This window comes from Moorena sp. SIO3I6, from assembly GCF_010672095.1.
The window spans coordinates 1-19,273 of sequence record NZ_JAAHHU010000117.1 but is presented as its reverse complement, the minus strand read 5'-3'; the positions used below and the strand labels follow the sequence as shown (position 1 = coordinate 19,273).

Annotated in this window: 18 protein-coding genes; 13 read left to right on the top strand and 5 right to left on the bottom strand. The window is 42.1% G+C overall.

Annotated features, from left to right (window positions below; genetic code table 11):
• Positions 1-263: 263 nt before the first annotated feature.
• Positions 264-599 (bottom strand): XisI protein, encoded by a 336-nt coding sequence (locus F6K49_RS25775; protein WP_293020762.1) that lies wholly within the window; start codon positions 597-599, stop codon positions 264-266.
• Between the two features lie 252 nt (positions 600-851).
• Here F6K49_RS25775 and F6K49_RS25770 point away from each other — a divergent pair, with 252 nt between their 5' ends.
• From F6K49_RS25770 to F6K49_RS25755, 4 genes are all read left to right on the top strand, one after another.
• Positions 852-1,205 (top strand): DUF433 domain-containing protein, encoded by a 354-nt coding sequence (locus tag F6K49_RS25770; protein WP_293101198.1) that lies wholly within the window; start codon positions 852-854, stop codon positions 1,203-1,205.
• A gap of 191 nt (positions 1,206-1,396) precedes the next feature.
• Positions 1,397-1,912, top strand: coding sequence for a DUF29 family protein (locus F6K49_RS25765; RefSeq protein ID WP_293101195.1), 516 nt, complete (start codon positions 1,397-1,399; stop codon positions 1,910-1,912).
• Between the two features lie 80 nt (positions 1,913-1,992).
• A complete protein-coding gene (locus F6K49_RS25760; protein WP_293068444.1) occupies positions 1,993-2,118 on the top strand; it encodes a hypothetical protein in 126 nt (41 codons plus the stop codon).
• An 862-nt stretch (positions 2,119-2,980) separates the two neighbouring features.
• The gene (locus F6K49_RS25755; RefSeq protein ID WP_293101192.1) at positions 2,981-5,134 is read left to right on the top strand and encodes a hypothetical protein; all 2,154 of its coding nucleotides are present in this window, start codon (positions 2,981-2,983) and stop codon (positions 5,132-5,134) included.
• Positions 5,135-5,375: 241 nt separating this feature from the next.
• Here the strand turns inward: F6K49_RS25755 and F6K49_RS25750 are convergent, their stop codons facing one another.
• Positions 5,376-6,857 carry a putative Ig domain-containing protein gene (locus F6K49_RS25750; RefSeq protein ID WP_293101189.1) on the bottom strand — a complete coding sequence of 494 codons (1,482 nt, stop codon included), beginning with the start codon at positions 6,855-6,857 and terminating at the stop codon, positions 5,376-5,378.
• A gap of 483 nt (positions 6,858-7,340) precedes the next feature.
• On the opposite strand from F6K49_RS25750, the gene F6K49_RS25745 reads away from it, so the two are divergent.
• The 5 genes from F6K49_RS25745 to F6K49_RS25730 all read left to right on the top strand — a co-directional run bounded on the left by F6K49_RS25745 (position 7,341) and on the right by F6K49_RS25730 (position 15,887).
• Positions 7,341-9,503 (top strand): phage tail protein, encoded by a 2,163-nt coding sequence (locus F6K49_RS25745; protein WP_293038062.1) that lies wholly within the window; start codon positions 7,341-7,343, stop codon positions 9,501-9,503.
• Positions 9,504-9,857: 354 nt separating this feature from the next.
• Positions 9,858-10,136, top strand: a complete 279-nt coding sequence (locus F6K49_RS53560; RefSeq protein ID WP_365939951.1) for a MerR family transcriptional regulator — start codon at positions 9,858-9,860, stop codon at positions 10,134-10,136.
• 57 nt (positions 10,137-10,193) lie between these two features.
• Complete coding sequence (locus tag F6K49_RS25740; RefSeq protein WP_293020775.1) at positions 10,194-10,457, top strand: hypothetical protein; 264 nt, start codon at positions 10,194-10,196, stop codon at positions 10,455-10,457.
• Complete coding sequence (locus F6K49_RS25735) at positions 10,441-11,448, top strand: transposase (protein ID WP_293101186.1); 1,008 nt, start codon at positions 10,441-10,443, stop codon at positions 11,446-11,448. Before F6K49_RS25740 ends, F6K49_RS25735 begins: the two co-directional genes overlap by 17 nt.
• Positions 11,449-11,603: 155 nt before the next feature.
• Complete coding sequence (locus F6K49_RS25730) at positions 11,604-15,887, top strand: DUF6519 domain-containing protein (RefSeq protein ID WP_293101183.1); 4,284 nt, start codon at positions 11,604-11,606, stop codon at positions 15,885-15,887.
• On the opposite strand, the gene F6K49_RS25725 is transcribed toward F6K49_RS25730, so the two are convergent.
• Entirely contained in the window at positions 15,862-16,011 is a 150-nt protein-coding gene (locus F6K49_RS25725; protein WP_293020778.1) for a hypothetical protein, read from the bottom strand. The two genes, F6K49_RS25730 and F6K49_RS25725, sit on opposite strands and share 26 nt — an antisense overlap.
• 134 nt (positions 16,012-16,145) lie before the next feature.
• Between F6K49_RS25725 and F6K49_RS25720 the strand changes: the two genes are divergently transcribed.
• Positions 16,146-16,298, top strand: a complete 153-nt coding sequence (locus tag F6K49_RS25720; protein WP_293020779.1) for a hypothetical protein — start codon at positions 16,146-16,148, stop codon at positions 16,296-16,298.
• Here the strand turns inward: F6K49_RS25720 and F6K49_RS25715 are convergent.
• Both F6K49_RS25715 and F6K49_RS25710 read right to left on the bottom strand, forming a co-directional pair.
• Positions 16,241-16,813, bottom strand: a complete 573-nt coding sequence (locus F6K49_RS25715) for a Uma2 family endonuclease (RefSeq protein ID WP_293020780.1) — start codon at positions 16,811-16,813, stop codon at positions 16,241-16,243. The two genes, F6K49_RS25720 and F6K49_RS25715, sit on opposite strands and share 58 nt — an antisense overlap.
• Positions 16,814-16,882: 69 nt before the next feature.
• On the bottom strand, positions 16,883-17,023 hold the full coding sequence (locus F6K49_RS25710; protein WP_293038058.1) for a hypothetical protein: 141 nt from the start codon (positions 17,021-17,023) through the stop codon (positions 16,883-16,885).
• A gap of 112 nt (positions 17,024-17,135) precedes the next feature.
• On the opposite strand from F6K49_RS25710, the gene F6K49_RS25705 reads away from it, so the two are divergent.
• The 3 genes from F6K49_RS25705 to F6K49_RS25695 all read left to right on the top strand — a co-directional run bounded on the left by F6K49_RS25705 (position 17,136) and on the right by F6K49_RS25695 (position 19,266).
• Complete coding sequence (locus F6K49_RS25705; protein ID WP_293038056.1) at positions 17,136-17,387, top strand: hypothetical protein; 252 nt, start codon at positions 17,136-17,138, stop codon at positions 17,385-17,387.
• A complete protein-coding gene (locus tag F6K49_RS25700; RefSeq protein ID WP_293068426.1) occupies positions 17,377-18,390 on the top strand; it encodes a YheC/YheD family protein in 1,014 nt (337 codons plus the stop codon). The genes F6K49_RS25705 and F6K49_RS25700 overlap by 11 nt, the downstream gene beginning before the upstream one ends.
• Before the next feature lie 240 nt (positions 18,391-18,630).
• The gene (locus F6K49_RS25695) at positions 18,631-19,266 is read left to right on the top strand and encodes a type I restriction endonuclease (RefSeq protein WP_293068423.1); all 636 of its coding nucleotides are present in this window, start codon (positions 18,631-18,633) and stop codon (positions 19,264-19,266) included.
• The last annotated feature ends 7 nt before the right edge of the window (positions 19,267-19,273 follow it).

Sequence of the window (19,273 nt, the reverse complement as noted above, 5' to 3'; positions counted from 1 at the left end):
GGAGTCGGGAGTCGGGAGTCGGGAGTCGGGAACAGGAACCAGGGAGTAGGGAGTAGGGAGTAGGGAGTAGGGAAGAAAGAAGAGGGAATTGTTAATGGGATGGGTGGGTTATGAACGCACCCTACTAGTTATATCATCTCAGCATAATTACCCTTTATAAAAATCTCCCCCATCTCCCCATCTCCCCATCTCCCCATCTCCCCACCCTCCCGACACTTTTATAATGGGTATTCAACCGGACTTGATATTATTTGTGATTGGGGTTATGCGATCGCATATCCAGTATGTTGACGTAAATGGGGAGGATGAAACGCGAGGACAATATGATCCTTTGGCACACCCGCCGCAACTAGTTCATCGGTAATGCCGTCTTCGATGCCATCATAATGAATCCAGAGTTTGCTCTGACGAATTTCAACATGGGTGACAACGCCATGGACTCTTTTTTTGCCGTTCCATCCTTCGTTAAACAGTAGGAAATGAGTACGCTCGGCATCAATAATGACATACTGCCTAATATCACCATAACTGTATGGGATAGCCGCATAGTCTTTGAGAATTTTTTCGACGGTATCTTGGTAAAATTTTACGGTATCCATTGTAAAATATCCTGGGTATTTGGTTCAAAAACAATAATTACCATAGTCAAATACCAGGTGTTGCTGAATTAGGGTATGATTTTGGCAAGTAGCCTACGCATTATCACCACGTATTATATATAATAGCGGGTTATAGCCTAATCAGGTACACAATATTTTTTACCTGTTCCCTGTTCCCTGTTCCCTGTTCCCTGTTCCCTGTTCCCTGTTCCCTACTCCCTACTCCCTACTCCCTACTCCCTCAATTTACTAATGCAATTAGAAGATTACTTTGATTTTTTAGCACCCGATGATATTCGGATTAAAGGAACACGCATTGGGATAGAACATATTCTCTATCAATATATCCATCGTGCCCAGACACCAGAAGCGATTGCCGAACGCTATAGGACGGTAACACTAGAACAGGTTTATGCCACAATTTTATACTATTTACACAACCAAGTTTCCGTGAGCGCCTATATTGCTGACTGGTTGGCGTGGAGTCATAAAATGCGCGAGCAACAGCGTAAAAATCCCCCTCCTTTTCTTGAAAAAATCCGACAGTTTAAAGCTGAAAAAGAGGCTGCCTATCAAAACCATACTAAAACAATAGAGGCTAGTTAGATTAATATCAAGACCAAATTAGTTTTATGCCTCTACTTTAAATCTTGATCACACTAATGTTATCAAAATCACCTCTTATAAATTAACTACTCCCTATTCCCTGCTCCCTGCTCCCTATTCCCGACTCCCGACTCCCGACTCCCTGTTCCCTGTTCCCTTTGCTATTTATAGAATTAGTCGATAAAAAATTGATGACACAAGAACTTATAGACCTCAAAACTAGCATTGTAGAAGGACGATACGCAGATGCTTTAGCAATTGTCGATGAATTAGAAGGGATGAGTAAACAGGCAATTTTGCGTAATATTGATTCGTTCCTAGTTAGGCTATTTATCCACTTAATTAAAAATCAAATTGAGCAGCGTTTAACCAATTCTTGGGCAGCTTCAATTGCCAGTTCAATTCTGGAAATTAAAAAGCTTAATCTCAAAGATAATAAGACCTCCTATTATATTAAGCCTGATCAATGGCAGCCCAGGTTAGAGGAAGCACTAGAAGCAGCGATCGCTCCTGCTAGTCTGGAAGTTTTCAATGGAGAGTTAAGGCGGTCTCAACTTTCCCAGAGACTGGATAAACCACAGCTGATTTTGACTGCCAATAGTTTACTTAGTCTCACTTACCGGTATTCAGCTAAAGAACTGCCAGCAGTTTTAGATGATTATTTAACTGAATTACCAGGTGGCGAAGAGTGGGGTAGGGAGGCGTAGGATGCTTTAGGGAAGAAACTCTCATTGTCCGCCTCATAGCCAGCGTTGGTACAGCCCGTCCGAAAATTGGAACAGGCAAGATGCCCATTCCACCAAGATGCCTGTTCCACCAAGATGCCCATTCCACCCACCGGGTCAAACTGAAGCACTACCGAAGGAACATGAAGGAAATTAAGATTACTATAGTATTTCGATTTGATATGTGAACAAATAATCCCAAGGTTTAGTAAACCTAAAACTCCCAATAGCTAAGAGCAGTAAGGAATACAGAATTTTTTAGTTTATAAAAAATCACAATCTAGTTTTACAACTCATTTATACAAAAAACAAGTACAAATACTCATTGCCAAATCAAAATAAATTTGATAAAACTATCAATAAGAATAGGGAGAGGTGAGAAGTTAGCTGTAGTGATCTCATAATCACTACTCAAACCAAATCCCAAAACCAAATAAGGAAGCAGTGAAGTAAGAAAACGCGATGTTCCTTTGGAACCGCTTCGCGATCGCTATTATCGAATCTTAGTACTCAGGGTTCAGCGAATAGACTTATTATTGCAGCTTCGTAGGTTGGGTTGAACATAGTAAAACCTCACCCTGGCAATGGTTTTGTTGGATTTTGCTAGCATTCCACTGCTCCCTAGGTAACATCAAAGGTTTTAGGACTAAAGTCAGTCAATCATGGTTCTCTGCAACAAACTTAGTATCAAGAGATTAAAAATCTTATCCCCGACATCTGAAAGTGCCTAGGGCGTGTTTTCTTGCCTCGGAGATCCCCCTAAATCCCCTTTAAAAAAGGGGGACTTTGAGTATGGCTCCCCCCTTTTTTAAGGGGGGCTGGGGGGGATCTAAATCTTGCGGAAAACTTTGAAAACACGCCCTAGGGCTAACCTAGTAACAATTGGCAAATCAGTTAGGTGTAAACACCTGCATTGAAATAGGAAATTAGACTTATAGTATGGTATCTTCAGGCTTCAATCGGAAATCAGACAATAATTCATTTAAATTAATACATCGTGTATTATCCTATGCATTATCCTCTAAATTTTTAATTGCTTATATAGTATCGATGGTGCTGATCATATCTTTTGGATATGTTGTCAAAAATAATCGAGAAATTGAGAAATATAAACAGCTCACTGTCTGGTATGAGAATCTAGACCTAGAGGTAGAATCTACAAAAATATTTGCTGATTTTGTTGGAAAAACACAAGATAAATTAAAAGAGGACTATAAATCATATTTTCAAAGATCTGGAATCCTAAACGTTCCTGGAAATATAACAAAAAAAATAATTGTTGACAATCTATCACCAAATGAAGGTTCTGTTCCCTGGAAGATAATAAAGACAAGTGAATCTATTAACGTTTACTATGATTATTCTGGTGTAATCGATTTTAATTCAAAACAATGGAGTAATATAAACGAGACTGTCCAGGAGCAGGCAATAAACAAAAATCAACAACAAAAACAAAGTCGTAATGATAAAATTTTTCAAAACTTTACTCATATAATGCTAAAAAATATAGGGACAGAAATAATAAAAAATGATGACGATAGTATGGCTACACAAAATTTTAATGATTTTAGTAAAGAGGTAATTACTTATTTAACAGATGATAAGCATTACTGGAAACATATTCCTGATCTCAGAATAAATAATGTTTATATTTTTAACATTGATACAGGTTTTTTGATATCTTATCCATTTACTGATCAGGGTTATACATCAGAGATAGATTTTAAAACCAGACCTTGGTTTAGAGCTAGTAACAATGATTATAGTAATAATTTTTTTATCACTGATGGTTTCGACAATAAGTCAGCAATTACTGGTATCTATATAGATATAAACGATCAAAATACTAACGCAATTAGAACGTTATGGTATAAATTTAAAGATAAAGATACTGATCAATACTATATTTTATGTTTAGATATTTTCCTGGACAAAAGCCATCAAATTGTACAAGAAGAAAACTTACTATATTTACTAGAAGAACCGATAAAGTCAGGGATTTGGGTATATCTATTACCCCTAAGTGCGGTTATGGCTTTATGCTTATCTTTACTATATGAATTTATACTAAAACCTATTCTTATCAGACTTAAACTTTATGATCCTGCGAAGGATTTCGTCGTGACAATAAAGCTGCAACGAGAAAGCAAAAATTACGCTAGCAAAGACGAAGGAGAAATAACATTTAATATTAAGGGGGAAACTAAAGCCATAAATAGCAGCGAACAGTCAAGGGAAGCGGGATGGAATTTGAATAATATAATCCCTATAGAAATTAGTATCAAAAGTTATGAAAGTAATGCCACAGAGCAAGAAGCAACTTTTAGTTATGAATTCACTAAGCGATATGATCTTAGTATGATTGAAAATAGACCTACATATAGGTGTATTGAAACTTGGAGAGTCCTATCGGAATCTCAATCGGGCAAAACTCAGACAATAGGTTTCTTTGTAGCACATTGGAATACCAATAACAGTGCAAACCTTGAAAAAGGACTAGATATAAAATCTATCTATTGGGAGCAAGACTATGAAGATAACTTAGATAGTTTAAAAGAACAACTACGAGACCATTTACTGCTCAGCGAAAAGCCAGAATTAGTAGCTTTTTTAGAACGTCAATATAGTAGACGGCAAACTATACCGCTATTTCTTAAAAAAATAGACAGCCTCAAAACACTAATCAATAGTAGTTTATATCTACAACAAGGAAAAATTGTTTTTTCGGAGATTCTCACTCTGGCTGAGTTATACAAAGAAGGTACGGTCAAGGCAATTTGTTCATTACATTTCCTCAAGATCCTGAAAAATAAACAGCAATTGAAAGATTTTTTGGACGTTCGAGTGGCTGAACGATATCTGATTGAATATGAACAGGATGAATTTCGGTATTTTTACGATTCCCTTGATGATGAAACGAAATCAAAACTGATCAATCAATCTACCTTTAAAATTATGGTCTATCAAGACGATCTTGAGAACATAATTAGCCCTCAGGACGATTTTTGTATAATTTCCATCAGAAATGCTCCCAAGTTAGTTGCTTATAGTTTTACAGATAATAAACATTCCCATACTAGTTTGCTCGGTTGGATAAGTTGGCGAGAAGTAGATATTAACTTCTATGATGAGTTATATAAATGTCAACTAAATAAAAACCATCTAATTAAAACTATTCAAGCATATATAGAGGGTAATTCTTAGTAAAACATGGCACTTATATGGCACTTATTGTCAGGGTCTCTACTATTGAAGCTCTCGCAAAATGACGTAAGCTATCAGTTATAAGCCTTTGACCTTAGCCAAGGACTTTTCTGAAGACTTTCAATTCTCATTAATCTATCAATCTTAAATTCTCCCGTTCGCCCATTGCGCATTGGCGCAATGGGCGAACAAGGTTTATTTGAAGCTGACCGCTGACCGCTGACCGCTGAATACTTAAGCTCTACAACAAACCAATGATGCTAATCGTGAATGTGCTCTTATCAAAAAAGTCGCTATTGCCAGGTGCCAGGGCAAAGTCAACTACCGAGCCTTTTTGCACTTTGCTCGATACAGTGAAATAAACCCCAACACCATCATTGCCATGGATTGCGTCAGACCAGATTTTAGTACCATCAACAAAGATATAGGCAATCACACCATCGCTGGCAGTACGACTGTCTTTCTTGGCGAGGTGACCCTTGAAGGTAACTTCCCCTTCAATGTCACTAACCCAGCGACGAACTCCCCACTGCTCAACCCTTTTCCGTCTACCGGTGGTTTTCGGACCGTTGGGATGAGCAATAGTGTTAGATAGCTCAGTCCAGTATTTTCCTTGCTTCACTTTCCAGGATCCCTCAGTGTATTCCTGCATTTCATGGAAATCAGCACTGGTCAGGGAACCATCGTAGTAGCCATAGAACCAGTTATGCTCTCCTTGAGTATCAGAAAAATCCTCCACTGAATTGGCAATTTCAGTACGCACGGGAACATGGTTAACCTGAAGTTCAAAGGCATCGCTGACGGTTTTGCATAGCTCGTCAGAGGCTGTTACAGTAATTGTGGTTGTGCCAATGTCATCGCTACTGGGAGTACCACTGAACGTAGTGCCATCGAAATCCAACCAGCTCGGTATGGTTGCACTCAAGCTCAGACTATCTCCATCGGTATCGCTAAATGTTGCTTCCCCAATTGTCAGGGTAAAAGACTCATTCTCGTTAATACTTTGAGCACCAATGGGATTAGCCACCACAGGGGCAGAATTATTCGGGGGTTCATAGACGTAGAGAGATCCACACTTTTCCCAGCGAACTTCATCGAGACTGGAACGGTCTTTGTTGGTATTTGTAAACCAATCGCCATTAATCTTTAAATAATCCAAATCTGTCAGCACTTGCATTATCTCTAAATTCGTCGCTGCTTCATTGCTGTCAGTTTTTATCCATCCACCCTCTGCATTAAGGGGGATTGTGTAGGGAGTCCATTGGTCTATAGTGGGCGTCGATACATGGTTCTGTAGTTCCAAACCACCACCACTTATTGTTAAACCATTTATTAAACCATTTATTAAACTATTATTTAAACTATTGATATCCTCGGTAATCTGATCGCTATTTTCCAAATTAACCTCAACAGCAAACCTGAGGTTTCCATTGAAAAAACTGGATTTGTCACCAAGAAACTTCTCGGGAGCAACGTAATCGTAGGGTCCATCACCGACTTGATCATCATTATGAATGTAGCCACCAGTGATGAATCCACAGATTCTAGACTGTTCGGGGTCAACTTCTTGATCATTAACGTCAACAACGCTCCAACCCTCTGTGCCAGTATCAAAGTGACTGACCGGCTCGATTATGCTTTCAATCGCCTGAGCTGGCTGTGGAATCATGAGCATAGCACCAGACAATAGTGCCGCCCACAGAACAATACGGATTTTTTTCATCGAAAATTTCGCAGCAGAATACACCACTTAAACCCTGAGGGTTAGAGTTAGCAAGGAGCTTTCAAAGTGTGGACGCAATACCGCACTCAGCCCCTTTCCGCTGCACCTCCAACTAATGGTTTACAGATTAATCGGGTACTACGTGTAAGTAGCCCTGTTGTTTTTTGCTGTATGTAACTGCAAACAGCTCAATGGTCTCCTTTGGGGAAACCGTAGCTAAAGTATGGTGCAAGGCTATGCAGATATTGAATTTTGCCCAAATTATAATTTTATAGGAGTTTAGGCTTTTTAGATATTATTTTTGATTTACAAGCTCGTATATCTTGATAGATAAGGGTTTCAGGAATTATCAATTACCTTTACTGCTCCCCTTATTAAGAATCTATATTGTTTATTACCATAAGATGCGCATCTGATCAAATCCTGTTATTTTTGACTTTTGAGTTCTCTATAATCTCCCTGGTGAACAACGGTATTCCTAAGATGAACCAATCAACCGAGCGGCTTTATAATCTATTACCTGCTATCTACCGGCAGCGAGATTTTGCCCAAGGGGAACCCCTACGGGCGCTGTTGGCAGTAATGGAAAAGGAACTCCAGATTATAGAAGCTGATATTGAAGGCTTGTATGACAACTGGTTTATTGAAACCTGTGATTCCTGGGTGATGCCCTATATTGCTGAGTTACTGGGCATCGAGGATTTAAATGATGAAAAGCAGATTATCTTCAGCCAACGTACCCGGATTGCTAATACAATTCGTTACCGTCGCCGTAAAGGGACTACTGCCACTTTGGAAATGGTGGTTCAGGATGTAACTGGCTGGAAAGCCAGGGTAGTAGAATATTTTGACTATATCGCCACAACCCAGCATCTGTCTCACATCCGCCCAGGGAAAGGGGGTACCTTTGACCTGCGTCGAACCGATGCCCTAGAGCGCCTAGACAGTCCTTTCAACACTGCTGCCCACACTATCGATATCCGTCCCTTTGAATCCAATCGCGGTAGATATAACATCCCCAGTGTAGGAGTGTTTTTGTGGCGTCTGGAAAGCTACCCGGTCAGGAATAGTAATGCTTATGCCATTACCGAACAACGGAATGTTGCCTATTCCTTTGCCCTCGGTCAGGATCCAGAACGCTTCCAAAATACCATTGTTGCGGTGCAATCGGCCTCAACCCAGCGCAAGTATACCTTTCAAGTCACTCCCTTACCGAACAAAGGTCGCTATACCTTCCATCCTTTGGGTTATGACATGCCCTTGTTTAACCGTCCTCAAACTAGAACCGAGTTTAGCGAGGTGGCGGCAGCAATTAATGTACCCCAAGCGATCGCATCCCAAGCTTTTCAGGAAGAGTTACAAGACTACTACGGTGATCTCAGCAGTGTCACGATTATTAAAAATGGTCAACTGATCCCAATCGATAAGGTAGAAGGGAGGGATTTGCGCAACTGGAGTCGCCCTTCCGAGGGGAAAACCGTAGCTGTGGATGTGGATTTGGGACGCTTGACTTTTGCGGAAGGGGAAGACCCGGAGCCAGATCAACTACAAGTCAGCTACAATTACGGATTTAGTGCTGACCTTGGTGGTGGACCCTACAGCCGACGCCAAAGCTTAACCCAGACCTCTAACACGGTATGGTTTGTTTCAAAAACCCATACTCCCAAATCTGAGCAATGGTTTACTAGCTTGCAGGGAGCCCTCAAGGAATGGGTAAACCGTGGCAAGCTCGGAGTTATCCGAATTATGGATAACAGTACCTATTACACTCCCCTGCAACTGAGCAATCTTAAGGGATTAGTGATTGAAGCCGCTGATGGCGCTTGCCCTAGTATCCATCCCGTGGATGGAAAGTTAACTGTAGTGGGGGCAGCAGCGGGGTCAACCTTAGATCTCAATGGCTTGCTGATCAAAGGTGCGATCGCAATTCAAGGGAATCTGAGACTGAACCTAACCCACTGCACCGTGATGGCAGAAGAAGGTCAAGCCAGCATAGTTGTCGAAGAAGGACAGACAGCTGATTTACAGCTAATGATTAGACACAGCATTGTCGGACCATTACGCCTACCAGCACAGAGTGCTAACTTAACCATCCAAGATAGTATTATTGATGGCGCTGGGAAATTTGCGATCGCATCTGTTGCTAACAACAGTTACGGACCCCCAACCACTATGGCAAGAACCACTGTTTTCGGTCAAGTCGCTGTCCAGGAAATAATCTTGGCTTCAGAAACTATCTTCACAGATACTGTCACCGTTGAACAACGACAGGTTGGTGGGATACGCTTCTCTTATGTTCCGTCCGGTTCCCAAACACCGAATCGCTATCAGTGTCAACCTGACCTATTCCTGGAACAAGAGGCACAGCGGCTAGGACGCAACAGTATCGACGAGTTGACAGCAGCCGAAAATACCACATTACTAACTAACCAGCAACCTGTTTTCACAACTCTTAACTATGGTCAACCGGGCTATGGCCAATTGACCTTTGACACTCCTGAGGGAATCCGCACCGGTGCTGAAAATGGCTCTGAGATGGGAGCATTCAATCCCTTAGTGCAGCCCCAGCGCCAAGCTAATTTAAAAGCAGCCCTGAATGAATACTTGCGCTTTGGTCTTCAGGTAGGGGTATTTTATGTGACTTGAGAAGGTTATAAGGTTGAAAGTTGTAAGGTTGAAGGTTGAAAGTTTTAAGGTTGAAGGTTGAAAGTTTTAAGGTTGAAGGTTGAAAGTTTTAAGGTTGAAGGTTATAAGGTTGCAGGTTATAAAGTGAAAGGTTAAAGTTGGAAGGTTGCAGGTGGCAAATGGCAGGTTATAAGTGGCAGGTTGCTGGTTATAAGTAGCAGGTTGCTGGTTAAACGATTTGAATTCATGGCCTGGTTTCAGTTTTAGGCAATTGTCTATAGGTATGTGATATCTATCTGATAATAAGGCTAGCAGATGTTAATGATTATCTACAAAAATCTTGCACTTTTTACAAAAGTGTATTAGATTTTAATCATGGTACTAGTCCCTCTCCGTAAGGCGGTCGAACTTACGGGATTATCTGGGAACACTCTAAGGAAGTACGCGGATAATGGCACGATCAGGTGCGAGAAAACTCCCGGTGGAACCAGACTCTTTGACACAGAGAGTCTGCTCAGATTTGGTAGTTTCAAAGGAAACGTGGATCGAGTTCGTGAATTCAGCATTGGGTATTGCAGAGTTAGCACCCACAAGCAAAAAGACGACCTTTCCAGGCAAGTTGCCTACCTCCACTCGCTCTTCCCACAAGCATAAATCATTAAAGACATCGGATCAGGACTCAACTACAAAAGGAAAGGTCTTAGAGCCATATTGGAACGAATTGTGCGCGGAGATAAGCTCACGATTATTGTTACCTGTAGAGACAGGCTCACCCGATTCGGGTTTGAACTCATTGAGTACTTGGTCGGTCTCAACGGTGGAAAAATCCTGGTTCTCGACCAACCTGAAAGTTGTCCGGAATCCGAACTTACCGCAGATCTTCTCTCCATCATTCACGTCTTCTCCTGTCGAGTCCACGGACTCAGGAAATACGGTAAGAAAATCCAAGAAGATCAGAGTGTTCCTAAACCCTGAACAGCGTTCTCTTGTTCGCAAATGGTTTGGGGTGTCCCGCTATGTGTTCAACAAAACAGTAAAGCTCCTTCAGTCTGGTGAGATTAAAGCCAACTGGAAAGCGATTAAAACTGAAATATTAAACGACCTACCCGAGTGGTGCAAGTCAGTACCTTATCAAATTAAATCAATAGCGATAAAGGATGCTTGCGCCGCCGTTCGGGAGGCTAAGAGAAAGTACAAGAAGACTTTTCAGATTAATCGGGTCAAATTTAGATCTCGTAAAAATCCAAGACAGTCTTGCTACATTCCAAAGTCCGCAGTATCTGAAAAAGGCGTCTACCACACCAAACTAGGGGAAATATCCTATGCCGAGCGTCTCCCCAACAATATTGGAGATGGCAGACTGACCAGCCACAATGGAAATTATTACTTGGTAGTTCCCCATGAAGCAACGAAAGAGAAACTCGATAACCAAGGGCGAGTAGTTGCTTTAGACCCTGGAGTCAGAACCTTTCTTACTTTCTTTAGCGAGACTTCTGTCGGAAAGATTGGACACGGAGATTTCTCTAAAATTCAGAGGCTGTGCCAACACCTGGACAACCTATTGTCCAAAATTAGTAAAGCTAAGCGTGGACAGAAGCGCAGAATGAGGAAAGCTACTCGGCGGATGATTATCAGAATTCAAAACCTGATAGATGAACTTCATCACAAAGCAGCTAGGTTCCTTGTGGACAACTTTGATGTGATATTACTTCCTACATTTGAAACATCTCAAATGTCAAAAAAAGGAAATAGAAAAATTAGATCTAAGACTGTCCGCAACATGCTTACTTTTGCCCATTATCGCTTTAAAGAGTTCTTAAAGCATAAAGCCAAAGAGACCGGAAAGACAGTAGTCGATGTCTGCGAAGCCTATACCAGTAAAACAGTCAGTTGGACTGGTGAACTGGTCAACATCGGTGGAAGCAAAATAATTAAATCTAAAGTTGATGGTCGATCTATGGATTGACCTTTGGTCACGCTTCGCGAACGAGATATCAACGGCGCTCGTGGAATCTTTCTGCGAGCCTTGGGAGATACCCCCTGGCTGAGAAATCAGCTTGCATTAGTGGGCTAAAATTTGCTTTTGTAGATTTTGGTAGCTAAAAAGTATCGGAGGGTTTGATGAAAGGGGATTTTACTCGCTTCACATTTAATCGCAACAAACACTACAGTAGCGTCCGGATGCAGCAAGGTAGGGTATTGCTGGATGCGGATTGGAATGAACAGCTAGATATCAGTGCCTATCGCGATTGGACAATTGCTCAAGATACCATTGGGCTAAATGGTTTTCCCACTGATACTCAAAATGGTGTTCTGAGTAATACCAGTAGCAGCTTTCAACTTAAAGTGCTTGACAATGGTAGCACGTTGACCATTGACAAGGGACACTGCTATGTGGATGGCATCTTCTGTGAAAATGATCAGGAGGTGGAGTATACCAAACAACCGGATTTGCCTCAGGTAGAACTGGACAAAACCTCAGGTTACTACTTGGCTTATCTGGATGTCTGGCAACGGCACATCACAATCATTGAAGACCCCAGTATTCGAGAAGAAGCTCTCGGTGGACCAGATACCAGCACCAGGACTAAGACCGTTTGGCAGGCTAAGCTGCTTAAGGTGGAAGCGGATATTAATAAGGAATTAGATAATAACACATTATCTGAACTATGGAATAACTGGGTTAACGTTGCTAATAACAAAGGGCAGCTCTTAGCCCGTACTCCCCAAGGGGCAGGGGGAAGTCAGGCAAATCAGTTGTACCGTTTAGAAATTCATCAATCCGGAGAATTAGGGCAAGCCACCTTTAAGTGGTCACGGCATAATGGTGCGATCGCAGCTCGGATCGAAAGCATTGATAGTAACCGGATTAATATTGGCGGTGATTCCCAAGCTGAGTTTGCTACTGGTCAGTGGGTGGAAATCACTGATGAGCGGAATACCCTACAGGGCATCCCGGGGATATTTGTCAAGCTCAACAATGTCCAAGGGGATAACCTGTATGTGACCGAGTGGCCCAACAATCAACCGGTGACACGAGAGTCTTTGGGGACAATTCCCACAGTGCGGCTTTGGGATTCGGAACAAGCGATCACAGTGACACAGCCTGAGGGTAATGAGGGATATATCCAGTTAAACAATGACCTAGAAGTTAAGTTTGAATCCGGAAACTACACAACTGGGGATTATTGGTTGATTCCTACCCGAACCTCACAGACCGTTGAATGGAGTATAGACAAAGCCAATCCCCATGGCATTAGTCATCACTACTCTCCCTTAGCCCTACTGCTCTGTGATGGGAGCAAGTGGGAATTAGTAGAAGACCGTCGCGCTATTTTCTCTCCCTTGACTGGAGTAGTGAGTCAATCCGGGGGTACCATGACCGGCCCGTTGACCATTGAGAGTGCTCTAACGGTCAGTGATAACGTCACCCTAGGAAACAGCGATCAAGATACAGTCACTATTTATGGCACAGTGCGATCGCAACATTCATCAGGGTCACTGCGGATAGCGGATGCCTTAAACGTCTCGGAAAACCTGACCGTTGATGGTAAGGTTGGGATTGGGACAACACAACCAGGGAATTACAAGCTTAAGGTTGATGGGGGAGATACCCATTTAAATGGAGCAGTAACGGTCTCCGGGAATCTAGAGGTAGAGGGAAATGTAACATTTCGAGGGGATGTCATTGCTCGGGACGTTGATCATCAACCGGGGGATGTGTTACTGGGGGACCAGGATGAAGATAAGATTACCTTTCATGGCACATTGCGATCGCAACATTCATCCGGAAAACTCGAAATCGCTGATGCCCTCAAGGTAGCAGAAGACCTGAGTGTTGCTGGGAATGTTGGTATCGCTATAGACACTCCAGAGAAGAAACTTCATGTTGAACAGGGTGAACTCAGAGTTAGAGCTAACCACAATGAGATAACTGCTGATATTGGAGCCTTCTATGCCCAAAATCTGAGCCAAGGCATTGGGATTGGCTTTAACCGTATTGAAGCGATTGGGAACAATGGTAGCCAAGATATTGTGATTCGTCCCAAAGGCACTGGGCAAGTCATTGTAGATAACAGCAAGCTTCAAGTTAACGGTAGCCAACAAATTGTATTTACCGACACCAACACCAGCAACAACCTGAAGTTGCAATTATGGAGCGGATATGGTCTAGGTATCAACGGTAGCACGTTGTTCTACGCTGCTAATGGCAGGCACTCCTGGCGAGACGTAAGCGGTACCAATGAGAGAATGGCATTAACCACAGCAGCCGATGGTGGGCTGAGTGTGCTCGGTACAGGTAACTCTTCCTTTGGCGGTAACCTACGCATTGCTGGGATTACCGAGACTCCTGGCCTTGATGTCGGTGGATTTAGTCGCAGTCAGCATATCAATAAAGATGGTGTCTTCTATCGTTACAATGGACAGGTTTATATAACCGTTGACGATAATCTCTACATCCGTGATTTTAATAGTGCTGAGGATAATTCTGACAATATCAGGATGCACTTCAATACCAATAATGGCAGCCTTGGTATTAACAAGACCAATCCAGGGGCAAATCTAGATGTCAATGGTAATCTGAAGCTGCAACTGGGTGTAGCAGTTAATGAGTTTTCCAATGATGGCAGTCTTGGTGGTAACAATGATTTAGCCGTACCCACCGAAAGGGCAGTAAAGAGCTATATTGACAACCAAATAAACCAAGTTGACCAGAGAAAAGCTAATCTAGCTGGTTCATCGGAGCAAGACTTTCAAGCCAAGACTCTCAACGTAAACCAAGACCTGACAGTTAATGGCAATGTTGGGATTGGGACCAATGCTAATGCTGATGCCAGACTAAGTGTGCAAGGGGATAGCATCCTATCAGGGTTTGTCTTTCTTGGGAATCAGGATACTGACAATATCGCGATTCATGGCACAGTGCGATCGCAACATTCATCCGGTGCCCTACAGGTAGCTGATGCCTTACACGTCGCCGAAAACCTGAGTGTTGATGGTAATGTTACCTTAGGGGACACCAGCAAGCTTCAAGTTAACGGTAACCAACAAATTGTATTTACCGACATCAACACCAGCAACAACCTGAAGTTGCAATTATGGAACGGATATGGTCTAGGTATCAACGGTAGCACCTTGTTCTACGCTGCTAATGGCAGGCACTCCTGGCGAGACGTAAGTGGTAGCAATGAGAGAATGGTATTAACCACAGCAGCCGATGGTGGGCTGAGTGTGCTGGGCACAGGTCAGTCTTCCTTTGCCGGTAACCTAACCATTGCTGGGATTACCCAGAGCCAAGGTGGTCTGAATGTTGATGGTAATGTTACCTTAGGGGACACCAGCAAGCTTCAAATTCACGGTAGCCAACAAATTGTCTTTACAAATACAGATCTCAACAACAACCTGAAGTTGCAATTATGGGGCGGATATGGTCTAGGTATCAACTATCAAACCTTGTTCTATGCTGCTGATCTCAAGCACTCCTGGCGAGACCTAAATGGCATCAATGAGAGAATGGCATTAACCACAACAGCCAATGGTGGGCTGAGTGTGCTGGGGACAGGTCAGTCTTCGTTTGCCGGTAACCTAACCATTGCTGGGATTACCCAGACCCAAGGCCTTGATGTGAGTGTTCAACGCACTGAGCATATAAATAAAGATGGTGCCTTCTATCGTTACGGTGGACAGGTTTATATAAGTGTTGACGATAATCTCTACATCCGTGATACAGGGGATTCTAACAATATCAAGATGCACTTCAATACCAATAATGGCAGACTTGGTATTAACAAGACCAATCCAGGGGCAAATCTAGATGTCAATGGTAATCTGAAGCTTAAAAATGGTGTAGCAGTCAATGAGTTTTCCAATGATCAAGAGCTTAAGGGTAACAGTGATTCAGCCGTACCGACCGAAAAGGCGGTAAAAACCTATGTTGATACCAAAATTAGTCAGGGTGTTGTTGCAGAGGGGGGCACAGCAACACGATATCAATTTTCTGCAGACAGAAAATTTGATGGTCAAAATATTAAAAGCTCAGGAACCCATGTCATAGAATTTGTTGAAAGGAATGACCCTTACAAGGTTTTTGATGATAAAAGCAATGCGTTTATAGCCCCCACATCAGGCTATTACTTTTTTGCTGCCACATTACAATTTTCAGGAGGGAATGGTAACAGCGATGGTGTGATTATGGGCATTTATAAGAATGGTAAGACTGATGACAATAACACAACGATTATTGTAATCGAACCTGGGCTGATTAAAAATTCCACAGCACAATCGATAACAGCAATGATGAAATTAGATCCTAAAGACAGTGTTGATGTCAGATTAGAAGGTGTAGACAAAAGTACCTTTAGTGTGTCTTATAGTTCTTTTATGGGATTCCTGATTGGTCAATAGTTGGTAATAAGGGAGTAGGGAGTAGGGAGTAGGGAGTAGGGAGCAGGGAAGGTTGGGTAGATAATGCGTTCGCGTAGCGTGGCCTACGGCCAATCGCGTTCGCGCAGCGGAGGCCGAAGGCCACAAGCGGTTCCTTACTGGCAGTGCCAGACGCTGCGCGAACGGAACATCGCACTTAATTCAGCTTAATCAACATCTGTCCCATCTGGCCAGATGGCGTTACTAATTCTAATAGTGTAGTTGTGAACTAGACCGGGAATGAAAACTCTACCGGTTGTTTCAATGATAATGCGATCGCGCTTAATTCAGCTTAATCAAAACTCCCTACTCCCTACTCCCTACTCCCTACTCCCTTATGTTGCTAAACTTCCCATTTTCAACCAGCCAAAAATTTGCTCTGCTGTCAACTGAAGCTCGATACCATCTAACACCACTAGAGAGTCACTTCTCTGACACAATTCCGGTTGTTGGTTAGGTAGAAAAACCAAGACCGAGCGGTCGTAAGGATCAATTAGCCATCCTAGTTGAGAACCATGTCTTAGACAATGTAAAATGTTACCTGTTACTCGGTTTGAACTCTGGCCTGGAGATATAATTTCAATAGTCCAGTCTGGAGCAATAAACACATCATCGACAGGCTCCCATTCATCATCAAATTCAATCTGGTTCCAGCGAAGAACTGCTAGATCTGAAACAATTGACCGTCCGCCAAAAGTACATCGTATATCTGGGAAAGCGTAGGCTATTTGCCGTTCCTCAACAACAGAATTAATTGTACTCGTCAACTTGCTCTGAAGTCTGGAGTGGCGAGTTTTAGGCATTGGTTTCTGGGTAATGTCACCGTTGATATATTCCCTAGGGGGTTTAGTTTCTGGTAGTTCCAGAAACTCTTCGAGAGTCAAAGGTAAGGAAGCTATCTTTACCATTGGCAGCTAGTTCGAGAAACAGATTTGACCATACTATAGCAATTCTCAATCGGGTTGGTTTTATAGCAATTATCTTTCCTCATGAGGTACAAATTTCTGGGTTTTAGGGAACAGGGAACAGCGGATCACCGGAACAGGGATAAGGAAGCAATAAGCAGTAAGCAGTAAGCAGGGAATAGGTAATAAGGAAACCAATTTTTTGTACCTCATAGCTATGATAAAATACATATCATGTCGGGATAATTGCCCTTAATAAGAATTTACCCCATCTCCCCATCTCCCCATCTCCCCACACTTGCCACACTTAATATCTTTAACACCTTTGACACCCTGCCTCTGCTCCCGATTCCCGATTCCCGATTCCCGATTCCCGTTCCCCTCCTGGGAGGGGTTAGGGGTGGGTTCCGATTCCCGATTCCCGATTCCCTATTCCCTGCTCCCTGCTCCCTGTTCCCTGTTCCCCACAACTACCACGAAGCCTTATAATTGCCTAGGCGAAAGGCAAATGCAATACGTCATCCACCGATTAAAATCGGGGTTTTCCAAACTACCGGAATTATTTCATGACCAATAAAAAGTATCGAATACTAGCTATTACTGATCATCATACCCACGGGGGAATAAGTTCAATCTATCCCCTACTGAGAACTATGGCTAAACATCCTGTTTGTGACTCTATTCAAGTGGCAAGCAGGGGAAACCCCAAAAATAAGGAATTTTTCTATGACTATACTTCCACTGAGTTAATGAGTTTGCTGGTTGACGATAACTTTGTTCCTCAAGAAAGCGGTGAACAATTCTTAAATGCTAGCATCAAAACAGACTTTAAAGATCATGATTTGATTTTTCTGAGGATAGACCGACCAATACCCGATGAGTTTTTTGAATTCATTACCAGTCATGTACCGGAAGATAAAATCATTAATCGTCCATCAGGAATCAAAAAAACAGATACAAAAGCATCGCTTCTGAACTTTCCAGAACTGTGTCCACCGATGAAACTTTGCAGTACTCTGGAGGAAATTTTAGAATTTTACCAAGAGTTTCCCATTGTTTTAAAACCTCTGCGCAGCTATGGAGGTAAAGGAATTATCAGGATAGTTGATGACCAGGCTTGGGAAGGGAATAATCAATATTCCCTTGATGAATACAAGTCAGTCATTGAAGAAAGCTTAAGGGATAGTGGTGACTATTTAGCCATGAAGTACTTAAAAAATTACAGCAAAGGTGATAAAAGAGTGCTAGTGGTGAATGGGAAAGTTACAGGAGGTTTCCTCAGGATTCCTAAAGAAGACTCTTGGATCTGCAATATGTCAGCAGGGGGTTCTACAACTGTTGGCGAACCGGATCAAGACGAAATCAGAATTGCCGAAACGATTATTCCTAGTTTCTTGGAGCAAGGCATAGTCATTTTTGGCTTCGATACATTAGTGGATGACGATGGCAAGCGAGTGTTATCTGAGATTAACACATTAAATGTTACTGGTTTAGAGGAAGCCCAAACCCACTCAGGAAAACCAGTAGTTCAAGAGTCATCTGATTTAATGTGGTCTTATATTTGTGAACATATTGGATAACTATAGCAATTTTAATTTTGGTGAAGTACTTTGCTTATCCTTTTAAGGCAGAGGGCAGAAGGCAGAGGGCAGAAGTAAGAAGGTGTTAAAGGCAATCAGCGCCAATAACAACTGTCCCTCATCTATTTTATAAACTCTATATTGGGTGCATCTCCAAGTTTTCAATTTATCACTCAGGGATGCACCCATTTTATTTGATATATAATTAAAGAATGAGTCTGTAAACAAAAATCAATCATTATGGCTACTATTATTTCTCCATCAAAACTCAGCCTTAGTGACGTAGAAGATAAATTTAAGCTCCAAGAAGTAATGGAGCCGGAGTTTTTTCCAGAGTGCGTCGAAAACCTCCCCCAACTAAGTGAACTAGAAAGGCAAATGCTCGATAGAGCAAAAGCTAATTACAAGTACTTGTCTAAAGATTTGGTACTAGAAGACCTAGTTAAAATGGTTGTTGTTTCTCCCTTATTGGATTGGGCAGGATTTTACCAACCGCCTTTTAAAGTTAAAGCAGAGTATGAAGTGTCTTTACCCATTGAAGATAAAGATGAAGACACAATTGTAAAAGGACGTATTGATATTTTGGCAGCGAGCAAACCAATTTGGATAGCCGTTATTGAGTCGAAGCGTTCTGCTGTTTCCTTACAACCAGCAATTCCTCAAGCACTAGTTTACATGGTCAAGAGTCCCCAAACAGAGCAACCAACATTTGGTCTTGTTACTAATGGTGCTAGCTTTATCTTTATCAAGTTAGTTAAAGGCGAAACTCTACGCTATGCTTTATCAAAAGCCTTTGATATCTGGAATCCTGGCAATTATTTATATGATGTTTTGAGTATTTTGAAGCGTATTGCTGCTGTTACGGCTAAGTCTTAGAGGAGAC